The organism is Paenibacillus canaveralius (assembly GCF_047238265.1).
GTDB lineage: Bacteria > Bacillota > Bacilli > Paenibacillales > NBRC-103111 > Paenibacillus_F.
In genome coordinates this window covers 1,106,277-1,121,587 of sequence record NZ_JBDFMM010000001.1, presented here as the reverse complement: position 1 = coordinate 1,121,587, position 15,311 = coordinate 1,106,277, and the positions used below count along the sequence as shown (strand labels likewise).

General features: G+C 56.7%; 14 protein-coding genes. 5 read left to right on the top strand and 9 right to left on the bottom strand.

Annotated elements, in window-relative coordinates:
* The first annotated feature begins 76 nt into the window (after nucleotides 1-76).
* Complete coding sequence (locus tag ABC395_RS05075) at nucleotides 77-1,189, top strand: cation diffusion facilitator family transporter (protein WP_413001227.1); 1,113 nt, start codon at nucleotides 77-79, stop codon at nucleotides 1,187-1,189.
* A gap of 321 nt (nucleotides 1,190-1,510) precedes the next feature.
* On the opposite strand, the gene ABC395_RS05070 is transcribed toward ABC395_RS05075, so the two are convergent.
* A complete protein-coding gene (locus ABC395_RS05070) occupies nucleotides 1,511-1,636 on the bottom strand; it encodes a DUF6254 family protein (protein ID WP_413001225.1) in 126 nt (41 codons plus the stop codon).
* 298 nt (nucleotides 1,637-1,934) lie between these two features.
* Here ABC395_RS05070 and ABC395_RS05065 point away from each other — a divergent pair, with 298 nt between their 5' ends.
* Together ABC395_RS05065 and ABC395_RS05060 are read left to right on the top strand one after the other, a co-directional pair.
* A complete protein-coding gene (locus ABC395_RS05065) occupies nucleotides 1,935-2,726 on the top strand; it encodes a MerR family transcriptional regulator (RefSeq protein WP_413001223.1) in 792 nt (263 codons plus the stop codon).
* A gap of 86 nt (nucleotides 2,727-2,812) precedes the next feature.
* Entirely contained in the window at nucleotides 2,813-3,901 is a 1,089-nt protein-coding gene (locus ABC395_RS05060; protein ID WP_413001222.1) for a glycine-rich domain-containing protein, read from the top strand.
* Nucleotides 3,902-4,036: 135 nt separating this feature from the next.
* Here the strand turns inward: ABC395_RS05060 and ABC395_RS05055 are convergent, their stop codons facing one another.
* From ABC395_RS05055 to ABC395_RS05045, 3 genes are all read right to left on the bottom strand, one after another.
* Nucleotides 4,037-4,735, bottom strand: a complete 699-nt coding sequence (locus ABC395_RS05055; RefSeq protein ID WP_413001221.1) for a lysoplasmalogenase family protein — start codon at nucleotides 4,733-4,735, stop codon at nucleotides 4,037-4,039.
* A gap of 256 nt (nucleotides 4,736-4,991) precedes the next feature.
* Nucleotides 4,992-6,335 (bottom strand): MATE family efflux transporter, encoded by a 1,344-nt coding sequence (locus ABC395_RS05050; RefSeq protein WP_413001219.1) that lies wholly within the window; start codon nucleotides 6,333-6,335, stop codon nucleotides 4,992-4,994.
* A gap of 3 nt (nucleotides 6,336-6,338) precedes the next feature.
* Entirely contained in the window at nucleotides 6,339-7,154 is an 816-nt protein-coding gene (locus tag ABC395_RS05045) for a DUF817 domain-containing protein (RefSeq protein WP_413001218.1), read from the bottom strand.
* 216 nt (nucleotides 7,155-7,370) lie between these two features.
* On the opposite strand from ABC395_RS05045, the gene ABC395_RS05040 reads away from it, so the two are divergent.
* A complete protein-coding gene (locus tag ABC395_RS05040) occupies nucleotides 7,371-8,438 on the top strand; it encodes a LacI family DNA-binding transcriptional regulator (RefSeq protein WP_413001216.1) in 1,068 nt (355 codons plus the stop codon).
* Nucleotides 8,439-8,472: 34 nt separating this feature from the next.
* Here ABC395_RS05040 and ABC395_RS05035 read toward each other — a convergent pair whose 3' ends face one another.
* The 5 genes from ABC395_RS05035 to ABC395_RS05015 form a co-directional block, all read right to left on the bottom strand.
* Nucleotides 8,473-9,249, bottom strand: coding sequence for a class I SAM-dependent methyltransferase (locus tag ABC395_RS05035; RefSeq protein WP_413001214.1), 777 nt, complete (start codon nucleotides 9,247-9,249; stop codon nucleotides 8,473-8,475).
* A gap of 165 nt (nucleotides 9,250-9,414) precedes the next feature.
* Nucleotides 9,415-9,681, bottom strand: a complete 267-nt coding sequence (locus ABC395_RS05030) for a hypothetical protein (RefSeq protein WP_413001212.1) — start codon at nucleotides 9,679-9,681, stop codon at nucleotides 9,415-9,417.
* A gap of 181 nt (nucleotides 9,682-9,862) precedes the next feature.
* Nucleotides 9,863-10,198, bottom strand: coding sequence for a hypothetical protein (locus ABC395_RS05025; RefSeq protein WP_413001210.1), 336 nt, complete (start codon nucleotides 10,196-10,198; stop codon nucleotides 9,863-9,865).
* A gap of 183 nt (nucleotides 10,199-10,381) precedes the next feature.
* Entirely contained in the window at nucleotides 10,382-11,770 is a 1,389-nt protein-coding gene (locus ABC395_RS05020) for an MATE family efflux transporter (protein ID WP_413001208.1), read from the bottom strand.
* Nucleotides 11,771-11,978: 208 nt separating this feature from the next.
* A complete protein-coding gene (locus ABC395_RS05015) occupies nucleotides 11,979-13,874 on the bottom strand; it encodes a PrkA family serine protein kinase (RefSeq protein ID WP_413001207.1) in 1,896 nt (631 codons plus the stop codon).
* Between the two features lie 256 nt (nucleotides 13,875-14,130).
* Between ABC395_RS05015 and ABC395_RS05010 the strand changes: the two genes are divergently transcribed.
* Complete coding sequence (locus ABC395_RS05010) at nucleotides 14,131-15,282, top strand: DUF2161 family putative PD-(D/E)XK-type phosphodiesterase (RefSeq protein ID WP_413001205.1); 1,152 nt, start codon at nucleotides 14,131-14,133, stop codon at nucleotides 15,280-15,282.
* The last annotated feature ends 29 nt before the right edge of the window (nucleotides 15,283-15,311 follow it).

The following is a 15,311-nucleotide window of genomic DNA, read 5'->3' as shown; positions in this document are numbered from 1 at the left end:
GATGAGCTGCGGAAAAAAATGGATAGACTGCATTCAAAAATCTTAACGGGCTTTTGGAACAAGGAGGAACAGGCGTATGAATGATTCAAAAAAACAAAAACCAGCAGGTGCCCCCAAAGAGCCGGAACACCGGCTCGAACACGGACAGTCTCCGGAACCGGGACAAGTCCGTCAGTCTGATTTCAATCAAAATGACGGTCACTTTCATTCGAATGATCATACTCACGCCCATTCGCACGATGATTCGCATGGTCATTCACAGAAGCATTCTCACGGTCATTCGCACGATCACGAGCACGGCGGGATCGGGCATCATCACGGACCGAGCAGCAAAAAAGGACTGTTCATCGCGTTTCTCATCACAGCCGGCATTATGGTACTGGAATTCGCCGGCGGGCTGCTCACAAACAGTCTGGCCCTGCTGTCGGATTCCGGGCATATGCTGAGTGACGCGGCGTCCCTGCTGCTCAGTCTGCTCGCCATGTGGTTTGCGGCCCGCCCCGCTTCTCCCAAAAGAACATACGGCTTCTACCGGGTGGAGATTTTAACGGCCATGCTCAACGGCGTCACCCTCGTTGTCCTCTCCATTCTGATTATCCGGGAGGCCGTCGAGCGTTTTGCCCACCCGCCTGCAATCGCGAGCGGCACAATGACGCTCATCGCCGTCGTCGGTCTGGTCGCCAACCTCGTCAGCGCCTGGTTTCTCACCCGGATGGGCGGCGCGAAAGACAACCTCAACGTCAGAAGCGCTTATCTGCACGTTCTCGGAGACGCGCTCGGTTCCGTCGGAGCCATAATCGCCGGTCTGCTGATGCAGGCGTTCCAGTGGTATAAGGCGGACCCGATCATCTCGATTCTGGTCTCGCTTCTAATCCTGCGCAGCGCCTGGGGCGTACTGAAATCCGCCACGCACATTTTGCTCGAAGGCGTTCCGTCGCGCCTCGACTCCGTTGATGTCCGCAGCGCTCTGCTCGGTATTCCCGGCGTCCGCGACGTCCATGATCTTCACATCTGGACGATCACGTCCGGCATGGATTCGTTCAGCTGTCACCTGCTCATCGACGATGATGCCGACAGCCAGACGGTTTTACAGCAGGCCGTCACCTGTGTGGAGAACAAGTATAAGATCCGCCATGCCACAATCCAGGTAGAAACCCGGCATCTGAAGCATGCGGAGTTTAGTATATGACGTAGAAAGTGCTGCCTTACAAGCCCGGTCTGGAAGAGGCCGTAGTCTATACAAGTCCCGGCATGACCAACTCTTCGCTGCACGCGAAGAAGAAACCGAGCAGACCCGCCTTGCCGATGCCGCGACAGCCAAGCCGGCAGCCCGTTTTACGCCTATGCTGACCCGGCATAGCCCTGCGGAAATACCTTCATTCCGCGGTCCGTTTGACGCATGACGAACTAAACAAAAAGCCCGCGGCACAAGCGCGGGCTTTTCGCTTTGCCGCCGTGAGGCCGGATTGCCCGGGAAATGCCCCGCATAACCGGGCGGTGCCCCCTGCCTCTACTCTTCTATTCCTTGGTGAGTTTCGGCGGCAATTTCTTTCAGCGAGCGGATTTTACCGTGAGGATTTTGTCTCTGCTTGCGGCTTTTGGCCAAGCTTTCCTTCCGGCTTTTCGATTGGGTCATGAAACGACACTCCTTTTTGTGAAGGGTACGGTTCGTCGCCGAGTCGATTCTCCGCTCAGCCTCCCTAGTTTTCACCCGGGGAAGGCCCCTCTATACGGCCGCTTTATTTTCTCATCCTTTTCCTGGTCAGACCCGCTTGCCGGCCGTTTTCATTGATGGGATCGGTTATCTTGCCCGGTTTTCCCATTCGGGACCCTGGTCCCCCTTTAAAAAACAACTTGAAGCCCATACTGGAACGATTTAGGATAGAAGATAGAAGAAAAAGGAAAGAACCGTCACGAAAGGAAACTCCGAAGACATGTACTCCGTTGGCGAACTTGCACGTAAAGCGAACATCACGGTGCGCACCCTGCACCATTATGATCAGATCGGGCTTCTAAAGCCCTCCGGCTCCACCGAAGGCGGCCACCGGCTGTACTCCGATGAGGACGTCATGCGGCTGGAACAGATTGCGATTCTCAAAAAAATGGGACTCGGGTTGAAAGCCGTCCAAGAAATGCTGGACAGCTACGGAACCGATTGGCTCTCCTGCCTGGAGGATCAGCTTCAGATGGTCCGGCGCGAGAAGGAAAAGCTCGAAGAGCTGGAAAGCATGCTCCGCGTTACGATTCATTCCGTCCAAATGGAAGGCACGCTGAACTGGAACACGATGTTTCAAATGATCCGGCTTAGTCAAAAAGATCCGGCGGCCAAGCAGCGCTTCATCCGCGAACATTTCACCCCCGAAGAGCGTAAGCGGCTCAACAAGCTGCCCAATCTGGGCAAGGATGATCCCCTTACGCTTCGTTGGACGGAAGAAGTTTCGCGGGCAAGGTCCGTCATGCACGAAGATCCGGCTTCTCCGGCCGCGCAGGAAGTCGCTGCCCGCATCACCGCGCTGGCCTTGGATGCTTTTGACGGCGATCAGAATCTGATGAACAAGCTGTGGGAGCTGCACGGTGCGGAAGATAATCCTATGCTCCTGTATCCGTTCGAACCCGAACTGCTGGAGTTTCTAAATGAGGCGTTCGATTATTACGACCGCAACCAGACGGTGCATGAGGCCGCACCGGCCCTGAAGCCCCCGAAGGCAGGAATACGCCAAAAGTAAGGAACGTGAGAACGGCCCAAATCGCGTACAAACAAATAACCGAACAACGAACTAAACAGGTATCGGCCTGATGATGGAGGTTTCGCGTGTCTTTTTTTAAATGGTTTATTAATAGTATGAAGTCGCAGCCTATGCAAAAGCAGCCAAAAGCTCCGCCCGTCCAATTGTTTTCCTCTTTTGCCCCGTATGGACTCGGTGTTCTGGAGAACGACAGCCTCAAACCGGTAGAAGCCCGCTTCGACGAGGTTTTCGGGAAACACGCCAAGTATTGGGAGCACGTAAAAGCACGCGTGCTGAAGGAGCACCCGGACATTTCGGAAACCGAGTATTCGTGGCTCTTGCTGGAATTCAAGCGATTCCTGGCACTCAATATTTATTTAAACAACGTGGGCATGTACAGCACGTCCGTGGATGCCATCTGGCACGAAGCCCTGATGTTCACCCGCGATTATCAGGAATTTTGCAGAGACCTTCTGGGGGAAATGATTCACCATTCCCCGCATCTCGGTGATACTCCGCAGCCGGGCGAGCATGAAAGAGCCCTTTTCGAGCTGGTCTACTCTCTCGTTTTCCGTTTCTACCCGGAAAACGAGCAGCTGCTCGGAAAATTCGGACAGCGCAGGCTTCACCCCGAATTCGTCGCCTATGCCCGCGATTTTGACTGGAACCATATCCGGCGGGATTATTTCAAGCCGAATACGATCCCCGTCTATGAAGAAGCCGTTCAGGAACTCGTTCTCCAACTTTTTAACGGCATCCAGAATGCCCCGCCGGCCGCTGCGGCCCGGGCGGGAACTTCCCGCGGGATGTCTTCGCCCGGAAGGCCGTCGGCTTCTTCTTTTAACGCCGGTGACATGTCCGGTGCAGGATACGGCGCCCTTAGCGCTCTGCTTTTCTACTCCATCCTGAACGGGGACGACGACCGTGAAGGCAGCGGGGGCAGCGGCTCCGGCGGTTCGGATTGCAGCAGCTCTTCCTGCAGCTCGTCGGACTGCGGCGGCTCGTCGGACAACAGCTCGTCCGGCAGCGATTCTTCATGCAGCAGTTCGTCCTGCAGCGGTTCGTCCGACAGCGGCTCCTCGTGCAGCAGCTCATCGTCCTGCAGTTCTTCTTCCTGCAGCAGCTCGTCTTGCAGCAGTTCTTCCTGCAGTTCATCATCCTGCAGCAGTTCTTGACCTGGCAGGACGGGCTGCTTTTGTACGGCTCGCAACAGCAGCGGCAACGGCCGGGCCGTCAAACAACAAATCGACCGCACCACCGCTTTTGTGCGGTTCGTGCGGTCGATCTTTTGAATCCGTGGACAGTTTTTTTCACAGGGTAAACGCGTAAACGATGCACATCTGGGCCGCCACGTATGTCAGCCAGACCCAATATCCTTGGTGCCGGAAAGACCGGCCCCCGATGGCTGAGGCTCCGATGATCGTGTCCGATACGACGAAGAGCAGCCCGCCGGCAGCCGTCAGCCAGAGCGCCCCGCCGAGGGACCAGGCCATTGCGGCCGCAGCAGACGCCATGGCCCCGATCCACAATCCGTAGACGAGCGAGCCGGTGTTGAACAGGCGCGGAGCGTCGGGATTGCGGATCAGGAGCAGCCAGGCGGCGATCAGCACCAGGCCGTAGAACACGGCGGCGACAGCCAGTCCCGCGTTCATCAGGTCGAGGCCCTTGCGGTGCATGGCGGCCGCGAACGCCGCGATGTAGAACACGTGCGCCACGGCAAACGTCAGCATTCCGCCGATCATCGGATGCCTCCAGGGGATGATGCCGGCCATGGACAAGTCGCCGATGAACGACCAGGCCATTCCCCAGAAGATCCACTCTTTGGAGGTGGAGGCCGGATCGTCCCGCCACAAGGCAAATGCCGCTGCCGTAAGCGTCAGGCTGATCAGCATCCTCACCCACAAAGGAAGCCGGACTTCCGTGCTTTTACGCCGGGCGTCCGAAATTCCGAGACCGGTACCGGCGGCAAACAAGATCACTTGTACGGCCCAAAGCCATCCCATCATCATTCTCCCCCTTCTCCCGTGCGGCGCGTGCGTGCCTTTGCCGTTATCTATTCTTACCCCGCGTGTTCCGCGGACAATCCGGCTCTTTTGAACCCGCACATAAATTTATTCGCCTAACCTGCCGGGTTTCATAGAGAACCGGCCAAGTCCGCATCTTTTTACACGTAATATGTGCTCTCCGTCTCCTATCCTTCCTTTTAATCTGTTCCTTGCCAAACTTGTACTATAGAAAAAAGACGGCCGGAGTCCGGCCGTCCTTTCAGCGGCCGTCGGCCTCTTTGATCCGCACCGCGGCCCAGTCCGTCCGGTAAAACCGGTACATGACGGCAAGGCCGAAGGCGGCAATAAACGCATACAGCGAAATCCACGCGCCGGCCGAACCGAATCCCCACACAAACGTGAGCAAATACGCGAGCGGCACGAAAAAGACCCAGCTGAGCACAAGGGAAGTTCCCAGCAGATAGGTCGTATCCCCGATTCCCCGCAAACCGCCCGCGTAGAAATTCAGGAGCCCGTCAAACAGCTGCAAAAACGCGGAAATCCGGATAAGATCGGCGGCAAGCACGTAAACCTGCGGGTCCTGGGAATACAGCTTCGCGATCGGAACCGCGAAAACGAATTCCACCGCTCCCAGAACAAGCAGGCAGATGCTGCCGAGCACCGCCGTATCCGTTCCGTACCGCCGGGCCAGATCGGGCCGGTGCTTCCCGACCTCCCTCCCGACGAGAATCGTCGCCGTGGAGGCGAAGGCGAAAGCCGGCATGAAGCCAAGCGCCATCACGTTGAGGGCAATCTCGTTGGCGGCCAGAGCCTCGGTCCCCAGACGGGTCACGAACATCGTGAAGACGAACATCGCCAGGCTCATCGCGAATTCCTGCATGCCGAGCTTGCCGCTTTCACCGGCGATCAGACGCGCTTCCCGGCGGTCAAGCTTCACGCGGGTGCGGGTCCGGTATTTGTCATGCAGCCGGAAAAACACGATGTACACGGAGCCGATGCTGCAAATGGCTTCCCCGATCACAACGGCAAGCCCCGCGCCCGGAAGCCCCAGCTCGGGAAATCCGAGATGGCCGTACGTCAAACCGTAGGTGAACACGATCATCGCCGCGTTTCCCAGAATCGTAAGAGCCATAGGGGTCCGGGTATCTCCGATTCCTCTCAGGAATCCGAAAAGAACAAAATTCAGTACGGAAAACGCCATCGCATAAAACCGCAGCTCCAAATATCCCTTTCCTGCGGCAACCAGCTCTCCGGAGCTTCCCATCAGCCGTAAAATCCCTTCGCTTCCGAACCATCCCGCCGCAATAATCACGGCAATGAGAGCCAGACAAAGATAAAGCGCGATATACGTGCGCTCCACGCCTTTCTTCATATCCCCCGCCCCGAAATTTTGAGCGACCAGATAATTGACCGTGTGGCCGATCCCCGAGCAGGCGGCCCAGGCGTTGTACATAATAATGTTGCAGATTCCTACCGCAGCGATAACGAGAGCGCCCATCGGGCCTACCATTATCAAATTAATCGTACCGGTCAGCGTCGCCGCCGCGAACGATACGATCGACGGAACCGCAAGCCGCAAGATCATTCCCCAGTTTGTAAACATCGCTTATTCCTCAGGTACCGCAGCCGGTACCATCCTCCCGTCAGGCTTCTGTTCCGCTTGTTTGACCTTCTTAAGCTGCGCGACAATCAGGAAGCTCACGATGACAAGCAGGAACCACGAGCTCATTTTGCCGAAAGAGACAAGCTGCCAGCTTTCCCTCTGGTTCGGATACTGCCAGGCCCCCAGAAAGGTTGCGATATTTTCCGCCAGCCAAATAAAAAAGCCGATAAGAAAAAAGGACAAGACAAGCGGCATGCGGTACGTTTTTGGGCCGACCGTAAACAGGACCGCAGTCCGGAAAAACAGCACGAACAGCAGCACGGTCAGTACCCAGCGCAAATCCCATATATAATGGTGGGTCATAAAATTCAAATAGATCGCCGCTCCAAGCGGCACCGTAAACCACGGCGAAGGCCAACTGGTCAGCTCCACATGCATTCTCCGCCAGGCCTGGCACAAATAACTCGCCACGCTCGCGTACATAAACCCGCTGTAAAGCGGTACGCCCCATACTTTCGTCCAGGCTTCCTCCGGATACGACCAGGAGCCCATATTTACCTTATAAATCTCCAGCGCCAGCCCGATCAGATGGAACAGGCAGATCACTTTCAGTTCATCCTTCGTTTCAAGCCCCGTACGGACCATCGCCCATTGAATCAGCAGACAAATGACCAGCATAAGGTCATACATATGGGGCACATCGGCCGCCTTCAACACAGCCAGGCTGATAAAAATAAGAACGGGAAACAGACACGAAAGAGCTTCCAGCCAGCCGAAAAGCAGCAGCTGCCGAATCCCGTGACGTACGGATCGAATCATGGGAAACCCTCCCTTCAGCTTTCGGAAGTTCCAGGCGTCACGTATGCCCGGAATCCATTCCTCTGCTAGTTTAGCACAAGTTTTCCAAGCAGGGATCAAATAAAACCCGAAAAAATCCCGCATTTATTTGATGCGCGGGTATTGACAGAATCTTTTTTTGAAGGAAAAATGGGGGTGCGGAGCTGTCAAACCGAACACACTCAAAGGCGGTGCACGATGAGTAAACACGTCTCCATGCAAAACATTGCCGACCGGCTTGGCATTTCAAAATACACCGTTTCACAAGCGCTTTCAGGAAAAGACGGGGTCAGCGAAGAAACGCGGCTGAAAATCATGGAAACCGCAAGGACCATGGGTTACCGGAAAAAAATAAACAAAAGCCCGGCCGCGGCCGGACTTTTTCGGGACAGGGAGGAAGGCAGAAGACTAACCGCACCTTCCTCCGCCGATCCTTATATACTGGTCTGGATACACAGCGCCAAGCAGCAGGACCCGTTCTTCTGGCCGAAGGTCATCGACGGCCTTGCTCAAACGTGCCGCGACCTCCAGGCGGACTACATGCTGATATCCGTCCCGCCGCACCGCGAAAACGAGCTGAGTATGCCCGGATTTCCGGATCCCGCACGGTGCATGGGCCATATTCTGCTCGGCACCTTCTCGACGCGCGCGGTCATCTCCCTGCAGCAGACCGGACTTCCTCTCGTGCTTGTGGACCATGAGGAGCCCCTCGTCAACGTGGACTGCGTCGTCAACAGCAACGTTGATGCCGCCGTGGCCGCGACCAAGCAGCTTTTGCGGGAAGGCTGCGACTCGCTTGTTTTCGTGGGGAACGACTCTTTCTCCGTCAGCTTCAGGGAACGCGGGCTGGGCTGCCGGATGGCAGCCGAGGAAGCCGCCGAAACGGGCCGCCCCGTCTGCCTGGGCAAGTGGAACGTGCCTTACCTGAGTCCGACGTGGCCCCATGATCTGGCGGTCCGAGTGGGCGCCGTCTCCACGAGCGAGCTGCCGGACGGCTTCATCTGCGCGAACGATCACATCGCGCTGCGGCTTATGGCTCTGCTCAAGCAGAGGGGATTCGATATCCCCGGCCAGTGCCGCGTAATCGGGTTTGACAATATCGAAGCGGCAGCCGCCGCTTCGCCACCGCTCAGCACGGTCGAGCTGAGCAAGGAGCTTCTCGGCATCCGGGCGGTAGAGACGCTCCTGTACCGCAAGCGCCATCCCGGCCGCGCTCACGAGAAGATCGTCCTCGCGCCGGAGTTTATCGCGCGGGCGTCGGGCTAGCGCAGGTGCAGGCCGTGAGAGGGAGCGGCGGAAGTCAGCCCTGCGGCTTCCAGGCGAGCACCCGGATCCGGCAATAATCGCCGGTCCAGGTGCCGTCGCGGAACAGCTCGGGCCGCAGGCGCTCCTCCACGCTCCGCGTTATGCGCTCCCGCGCCGCCGCATCCGTGCCGGCGAAGAAGCTGCCGGCAAACGCGTGGAGCCAGTGCCGGACGGCCTGTTCGCCTCCGGGCAGCGGCGTCGGCCGGTCAAAGCGCTCCGCATAACGGACATCGAGCCCGGCCCTCTCCAGCACGCCCGTGTATTCCCCGATAGTCGGGAAATACCAGGGATTGCGCGGCTCAGGGTCGATCCCCTCTTCGCGCACGGCTTCGTGAATCGCCCGCTCGATCCGGGCCACGTTGCCGAAGCCTCCGAATTCGGCCGCGAACCTCCCGCCCGGGCGCAGCGCTTCCGCTACTGTCCGCGCGGCTTCATCGGCCTGCGGGACCCAGTGCAGCGCGGCATTGGAGAATACCGCGTCGAACGTCCGGCCGCTCCGGTATGTCCTAGCGTCCCCCACCTCAAAACGGAGCTCCGGATACTTCTGCCTCGCCTCTTCTATCATGGTCTCCGAGAAATCCACCCCGGTCACTTCCGCTCCGAGAAGGGCCATTTGCCCTGCCAGGCTGCCCGTCCCGCAGCCCAGATCCAGCACTGATTCTCCCTCTACCGGACCCAGAAGATCCACCACTCCTTTGCCTAACTTGGACACGAAATGCATCTGTTTGTCATAATGCCCCGCGTCCCACTTTTCTTGTTCCGCTTCTTTCATTCCGAACGCCTCCCGTTCCCGTCTGTGCGGGTAGTACATTCAGTATGAAGAGAATGGCTTATAATGTCTAATATACAAAAACTACGTCCTTTATAGGTTTTATCTATAGAAGAATTACCGCCCAAGCGCATCACTACGCTTGCGGAATTGTTTTAAACGGTCTTTTTATACATACCGCTCCAGATAGGATAGTACGACCGACAGCAAAGCAAATACGAGCGCCGTCAGCGTAATTTTGGAACGAATGAATCCTGCCATGCCTTTGTTCTGCTTTTCGAGCTGCTTCTGTTTGTTGGGAACCTCGATTTGACTGGGATCGTTGTCTTTCCTTCTCATTGTAAAGGCCTGGAAACCGATGCCGCTCACGATTGCCGAAACGATGAGAAGAATTAAGGCGAGTAAAAATAACGTATCCGAAATTGATCTAAGCACAGGCGACCATCCTTATCTTGTCCATTACGGGTTATTTTTTTATTATACTTCATTTATTCGCATACTTCATTTACTCATCCGAGAAACTCTCTTCCGATCCCCTGCTTGCCGTCCCCCATAAGGAAGGCTGCCCGCTTCTGCGGACAGCCTGCTGCGGCTTTAAGCCGGAGTTTCCTGTTCGTTATCTTTTATAGGGATACGGATAGTTGTAGTAAGGCGGGTAGTTGTAGTAAGGCGGATAGTACGGGTAGTATGGCTGCGGGTAGTACGGATAGGGATAGTATGGATAATAAGGATAGCCGCCGTGGTAACCGCCGTGATAGCCGCCTTGGCCGCCATGGTACCCTCCGGGGTAACCGCCCTGACCTCCGTGGTAGCCTCCGGGACCGCCGAAGCCTCCCTGTTTACGGGCTTCTTCGTCTGCCTCCGTACCGATCCATTCGCTTTGGCTCCATTCCTGCTGGAGACCGTATGTGTCCTGGCCGTATGAGCCTTGACCCTGCGCTTCAAATGTCATTGGAATCCCTCACCCTCCGTATGTTGTGCCCAAAGGCGTTTTGCATCTAACACATCGTATGTACAGATGCCCAGAAGGTGAGAAAAGCGCCAAAATTGGGCGCCTGCCCAGACAAAGCCGGGAAAACGATACATCGATAAGGCATGGAGAAGCCGGGTTAAAAGCCCATTCGCGCCGCGGTCGCTACGCTTTTTGAACGCCGCCGCCCAGCATGCTCGCCTTTTTCCAATTGCCCCAGAAATAGTAGGCGACCGAAAGCAGGGAACCCAGCGTGAAGCCGATCGGGAAGCTCCACCATACGGCATCCAGACCGTAGGAACCTGCCAGATAATACGAGAGCGGGATGCGCACGCACCAAAGCGCCAGGAACGTGATCAGAAGCGGAAACATGACGGCACCTGTCGAACGCACTACACCCGAAACCACGAAGGTAATGCCAAAAATAATAAAACTCCAAAGCGTAAGCAGGTTGATCCGCATGCCGATTTCGATGGCTTGGCCTTCGGGAAGGAACAGGCTCAGGGCGCTGCGGTTGAACAAATAGATCAGACAGACGAGAATGCCTGTCATCAGAACGTTGTACATGACCCCGACGCCGGTTACGCGATGCACCCGGTCCCATCTGCCCGCGCCCACATTCTGGGCCGCAAACGACGAAACGGCTCCGCCGATCGCCATAGCCGGCATTTGAACGTAGGAGGACAGCTGGATCGCGGCCCCGTAGGCCGCCGTCGCCTCCGAACCGAACCGGTTAACAAGGTTGATCATGGCCAGCGAGCTCGTCGAGACGACGATCATCTGCAGCCCCATGGGAACGCCCTTTTTCACCAGCGATCCGATAATCGCCCCGTCGAAGCGCAGCAGGTGCCTGTCTTCGCGGGTAATGCGGAGAAAGTATTTTTTACGATACAGCGACCAGAGTATGGCGACGAGGGCAACCAGCTGCGAGATGCCCGTAGCGAGTGCGGAGCCCGAAATGCCGAGAGCGGGGATGGGACCCCAGCCGAAAATAAGCAGCGGGTTCAGCGCGATATCCAGAATGATGGACAGCACGAGAAACCGGAAGGGCGTTTTGGAATCCCCCGCGCCGCGCAGAATCGTCATAATCATGTTATAGCAGAACATACAAGGCATGCTCATAAAAATAATTCTCAGATAAGCGTTGGCCATGTCCATCGCATCCGGGGGAGTATGCATCCACTGCAAAATCTGCGGGGACAAAAGCACGCCTAAAATTCCCACGGCCAGGGAAAGGGTGAAGAAGAACAGGGCGCTTGCCCCCACTACCCGCTTCGCCTGGGCGGTATCGCCCGCTCCGATGCTCTGTCCGATCATAATCGTGGATGCCATTCCTATGCCGAAGATGGAGCTGAGCATAAGAAACATGACATTATTCGCATTGGACGTAGCCGCAAAAGCGCTTTCTCCCAAAAATTTTCCGACCCAGATGCTGTTTACCGTCCCGTTCAGTGACTGCAGCACATTCCCGTAAAGCACGGGCAGGGAAAAAAGAAGAAGTTTTCTTGCAATCGGACCTTGAGTCAAATCCATTTGTGCTTCGTTTTTCGCCATGGCGGGGTGTTTCCTCCTGATAAAATAAGCCGCGTCTGTATAAGGTTCCCTCTCGGGAACGGAACCAACCGCGGCAAGCCGATATCCTTATGTTACCATAGCGTAAACCCGGTTAGCGAAGTTCCTGTGCGGACAACAGAAACCGCCTACCTCGTCAATTCACGTCGGTTAGGCGGTATTCTTCGGTTATCTTGGTTTAAGAAAAAAATTACCGGTTTAGTAGACTGCCGACATACCGCAGCAGCTCGTTCGCGCAAACCGGGCAGTAGCCGTGTCCGTCAATCAGCTGCCGGGTCACTTCGTTGATCTTCTTCAACTGTCTTTCGTCCGGCGTCTTGGTCGACGTCGTAATTTTGACGATATCCTTCAGATCGGCGAACAGCTTCTTCTCGATCGCTTCGCGCAGCCGTTCATGCGTGCTGTAATCGAACCGCTTCCCTTTGCGGGAATAGGACGAAATCCGGATCTGGATTTCTTCGCGGAACGCCTTCTTCGCATTTTCGGAAATGCCGATCTGCTCTTCGATCGAACGCATGAGACGCTCGTCGGGGTCCATCTCCTCTCCGGTAAGAGGGTCTTTGATTTTGCCCCAGTTGGAATACGCTTCGATATTGTCGAGGTAGTTATCGAACAGCGTTTTGGCCGACTCGTCGAACGAGTAAACGAACGCTTTCTGCACTTCCTTTTTCGCGATATCGTCGTATTCCTTGCGGGCAACCGAAATAAAATTGAGATACCGCTCCCGTTCGTCCCGGGTGATGGACGGATGCTGGTCCAGCCCTTCCTTCAAAGCCCGCAGCACATCAAGTCCGTTAATGCACTGTAGATCATGCCGGATGAGCGCGCTGGAAATACGGTTGATGACGTAGCGGGGATCGATGCCGCTCATCCCTTCTTCCAGATATTCGTTCTGCATCTCTTTCAGATCCGCATCCTTATATCCTTCCACGGCTTCGCCGTCGTACATCCGCATTTTTTTCACGAGATCCATGCCCTGTTTCTTCGTTTCCTTGAGACGGGTCAAAATCGAGAAAATAGCGGCGGCCCGCAGCGCATGCGGCGCAATATGAACGTGCGACATATCGCTCTGCTTAATAAGCTTCGTGTAAATTTTCTCCTCATCCGTCACTTTCAGATTATAAGGAATCGGCATGACAATCATACGCGACTGGAGCGCCTCGTTCTTTTTGTTCGCGATAAAAGCTTTATACTCCGATTCGTTCGTATGCGCCACGATCAGCTCATCCGCCGAAATAAGCGCGAAGCGGCCCGCTTTGAAATTGCCTTCCTGCGTCAGAGACAGCAGATTCCACAGAAATTTCTCGTCACATTTCAGCATTTCCTGAAACTCCATTAATCCGCGGTTCGCCTTGTTCAGCTCCCCGTCGAAACGGTAGGCGCGCGGGTCCGATTCGGAGCCGTACTCCGTGATCGTGGAAAAATCGATGCTGCCGGTCAAGTCCGCGATATCCTGGGATTTCGGATCGGACGGACTGAACGTGCCTATCCCCACCCGGTCGTCCTCGGAAATGAGCACCCGCTCGACCAGCACGTTCTCGATGTTGCCGCCGTATTCGGTTTTCAGCCTGAGCTGGCAGGACGGGCACAAGTTTCCTTCGATGCGGATACCCAGCTCGGCCTCTATTTCCGGCCTCAATTCACTTGGAATGAGGTGAAACGGATCTTCGTGCATCGGGCAGCCTTTAATCGCATAGACGGCTCCCTTGTCTGTCCTTGAAAACTGCTCCAAACCCCTTTTCAGCAGCGTGACGATCGTCGATTTTCCTCCACTTACCGGCCCCATCAGCAGCAAAATACGTTTGCGTACATCCAGACGCCGTGCGGCGGAGTGGAAATATTCCTCCACCAGCTTTTCGACCGCGCGGTCGAGCCCAAAGATTTCCTGGTCGAAAAAGTTGTACCGGGTGTGCCCGTCGTTCTGTTCAATGCCGTGAGAAGCGATCATCTCATACACACGCGCATGGGCTGTCATCGCTAGACCCGGATTTTGCCGCACGAGCTCGAAATATTCCCGGAGCGTGCCCGACCATGCAAGCTGCTCCTTCTCGGTCCGGTGCTCCGTGATGCGTTTGAAAATATCCATGGGTACCTCCTCTCACTGCCATTGCCTCAAAAGAGCGGATAGCTCGTGATAGTGATTTTAGGGTACTACAATCCTATGCGGTCCAAGGACAATTCTTGCCACTAAATTTGTACAGGAACAAAGGAAAAACAAGCCTCACAACCGGTGGGAGATCGGTGGAAGTCTTTGCCGCCGGGACCCGTCCCGCACGTCTTTTTCATGCTATAATCAAGAAACCGGAAAATCGTTTTTAGAAGGAAGGGGGCGCACAAAAAGAATGGCGATTCGGAGCGAAACGGAGCTTTACGGCCCGGTAAAAGCCTACTGGGAGAAGCTCGGCTACGATGTCCGGGGAGAAGTCAGGCACTGCGATCTCGTTGCCGTCCTGGAAGGCGAGCCGCCGGTCGTCGTCGAACTCAAACGAAGCCTGACCGTGCCCCTGCTGATCCAGGGACTCCGGCGGCAGGATGTGACGCAGCGCGTCTATATCGCGATCGAACTTCCCGCCAAGGGACGTGTCCCCCACCGGATGACCTGGGCGGATATCCGCAAGCTGTGCGGCCGGCTCGGTCTCGGTCTCATCACGGTGCAGTTCTACAAAACGCGGAAGCCCGCCGTCGAGGTCGTGTGCGAACCGCCGGACCCCGGCGGCGAAGCCCCCGTGCGGAAGACGACCGTGCGCAAACGCGCTGCGGAGCGCGTGCTCGGCGAGTTCCGCGAGCGCAGCGCCGACTACAACGTCGGCGGCAGCCGGGGGCTCAAGCTCGTCACGGCTTACCGCGAGAAGGCGCTGCACTGCGCCCTGCTCCTCCGCGAGCAGGGACCGCTCTCTCCGCGCAGCCTGCGCGAGCTTACCGGCAACGCCAAGACGGCGGCTCTGCTCCAGCGCAACGTGTACGGCTGGTTCACGCGCGTCAAGCGCGGCCTGTACGGGCTGACGCGCCCGGGCGAAGAGGCCTTGGACACGTTCGCGCATGTGGTCGCCCGCTTCGGGCCCCGCGTAGGAGGCCCCGGCGTCCTTACCGGGCCGGGGACGGAAGCGGCCGCGCAAGCCGGGCTGCCGGAAGCGGGCGGTACGGGAGATGCACGGCCGGAGGGGGCAACCGGCGCGGGCGCCGTGGACGGGCGGGAAGCGGCTGCCCCGGCGAGGAGGGCCAAGCGCGTGCGGTTGCCGGAGCCGTCCGGGACGGCACATGCGCGGCCGGAGGCGGGAGCCGCCAAGACTGAGCTGTCCGATGCGTCGGAGCCTATGGACGTACGTGTCGCACAGAGCGTGCCCGAGCCGCCTGACTCGCCGGACTTGCTAGACGTATTGAGTCAGCAGAACATTACCGTTCAAGCGGACAAGCCGGAGGCATCCGGTTTGCAGCAAGCCCCGTCCATGCGGAAAAGGAGACCAACCAAAGCAAAGAAAGGAGGCTCGAAGTGAGCCTCCTTTCTTATTCAGGCGGGCAGTTT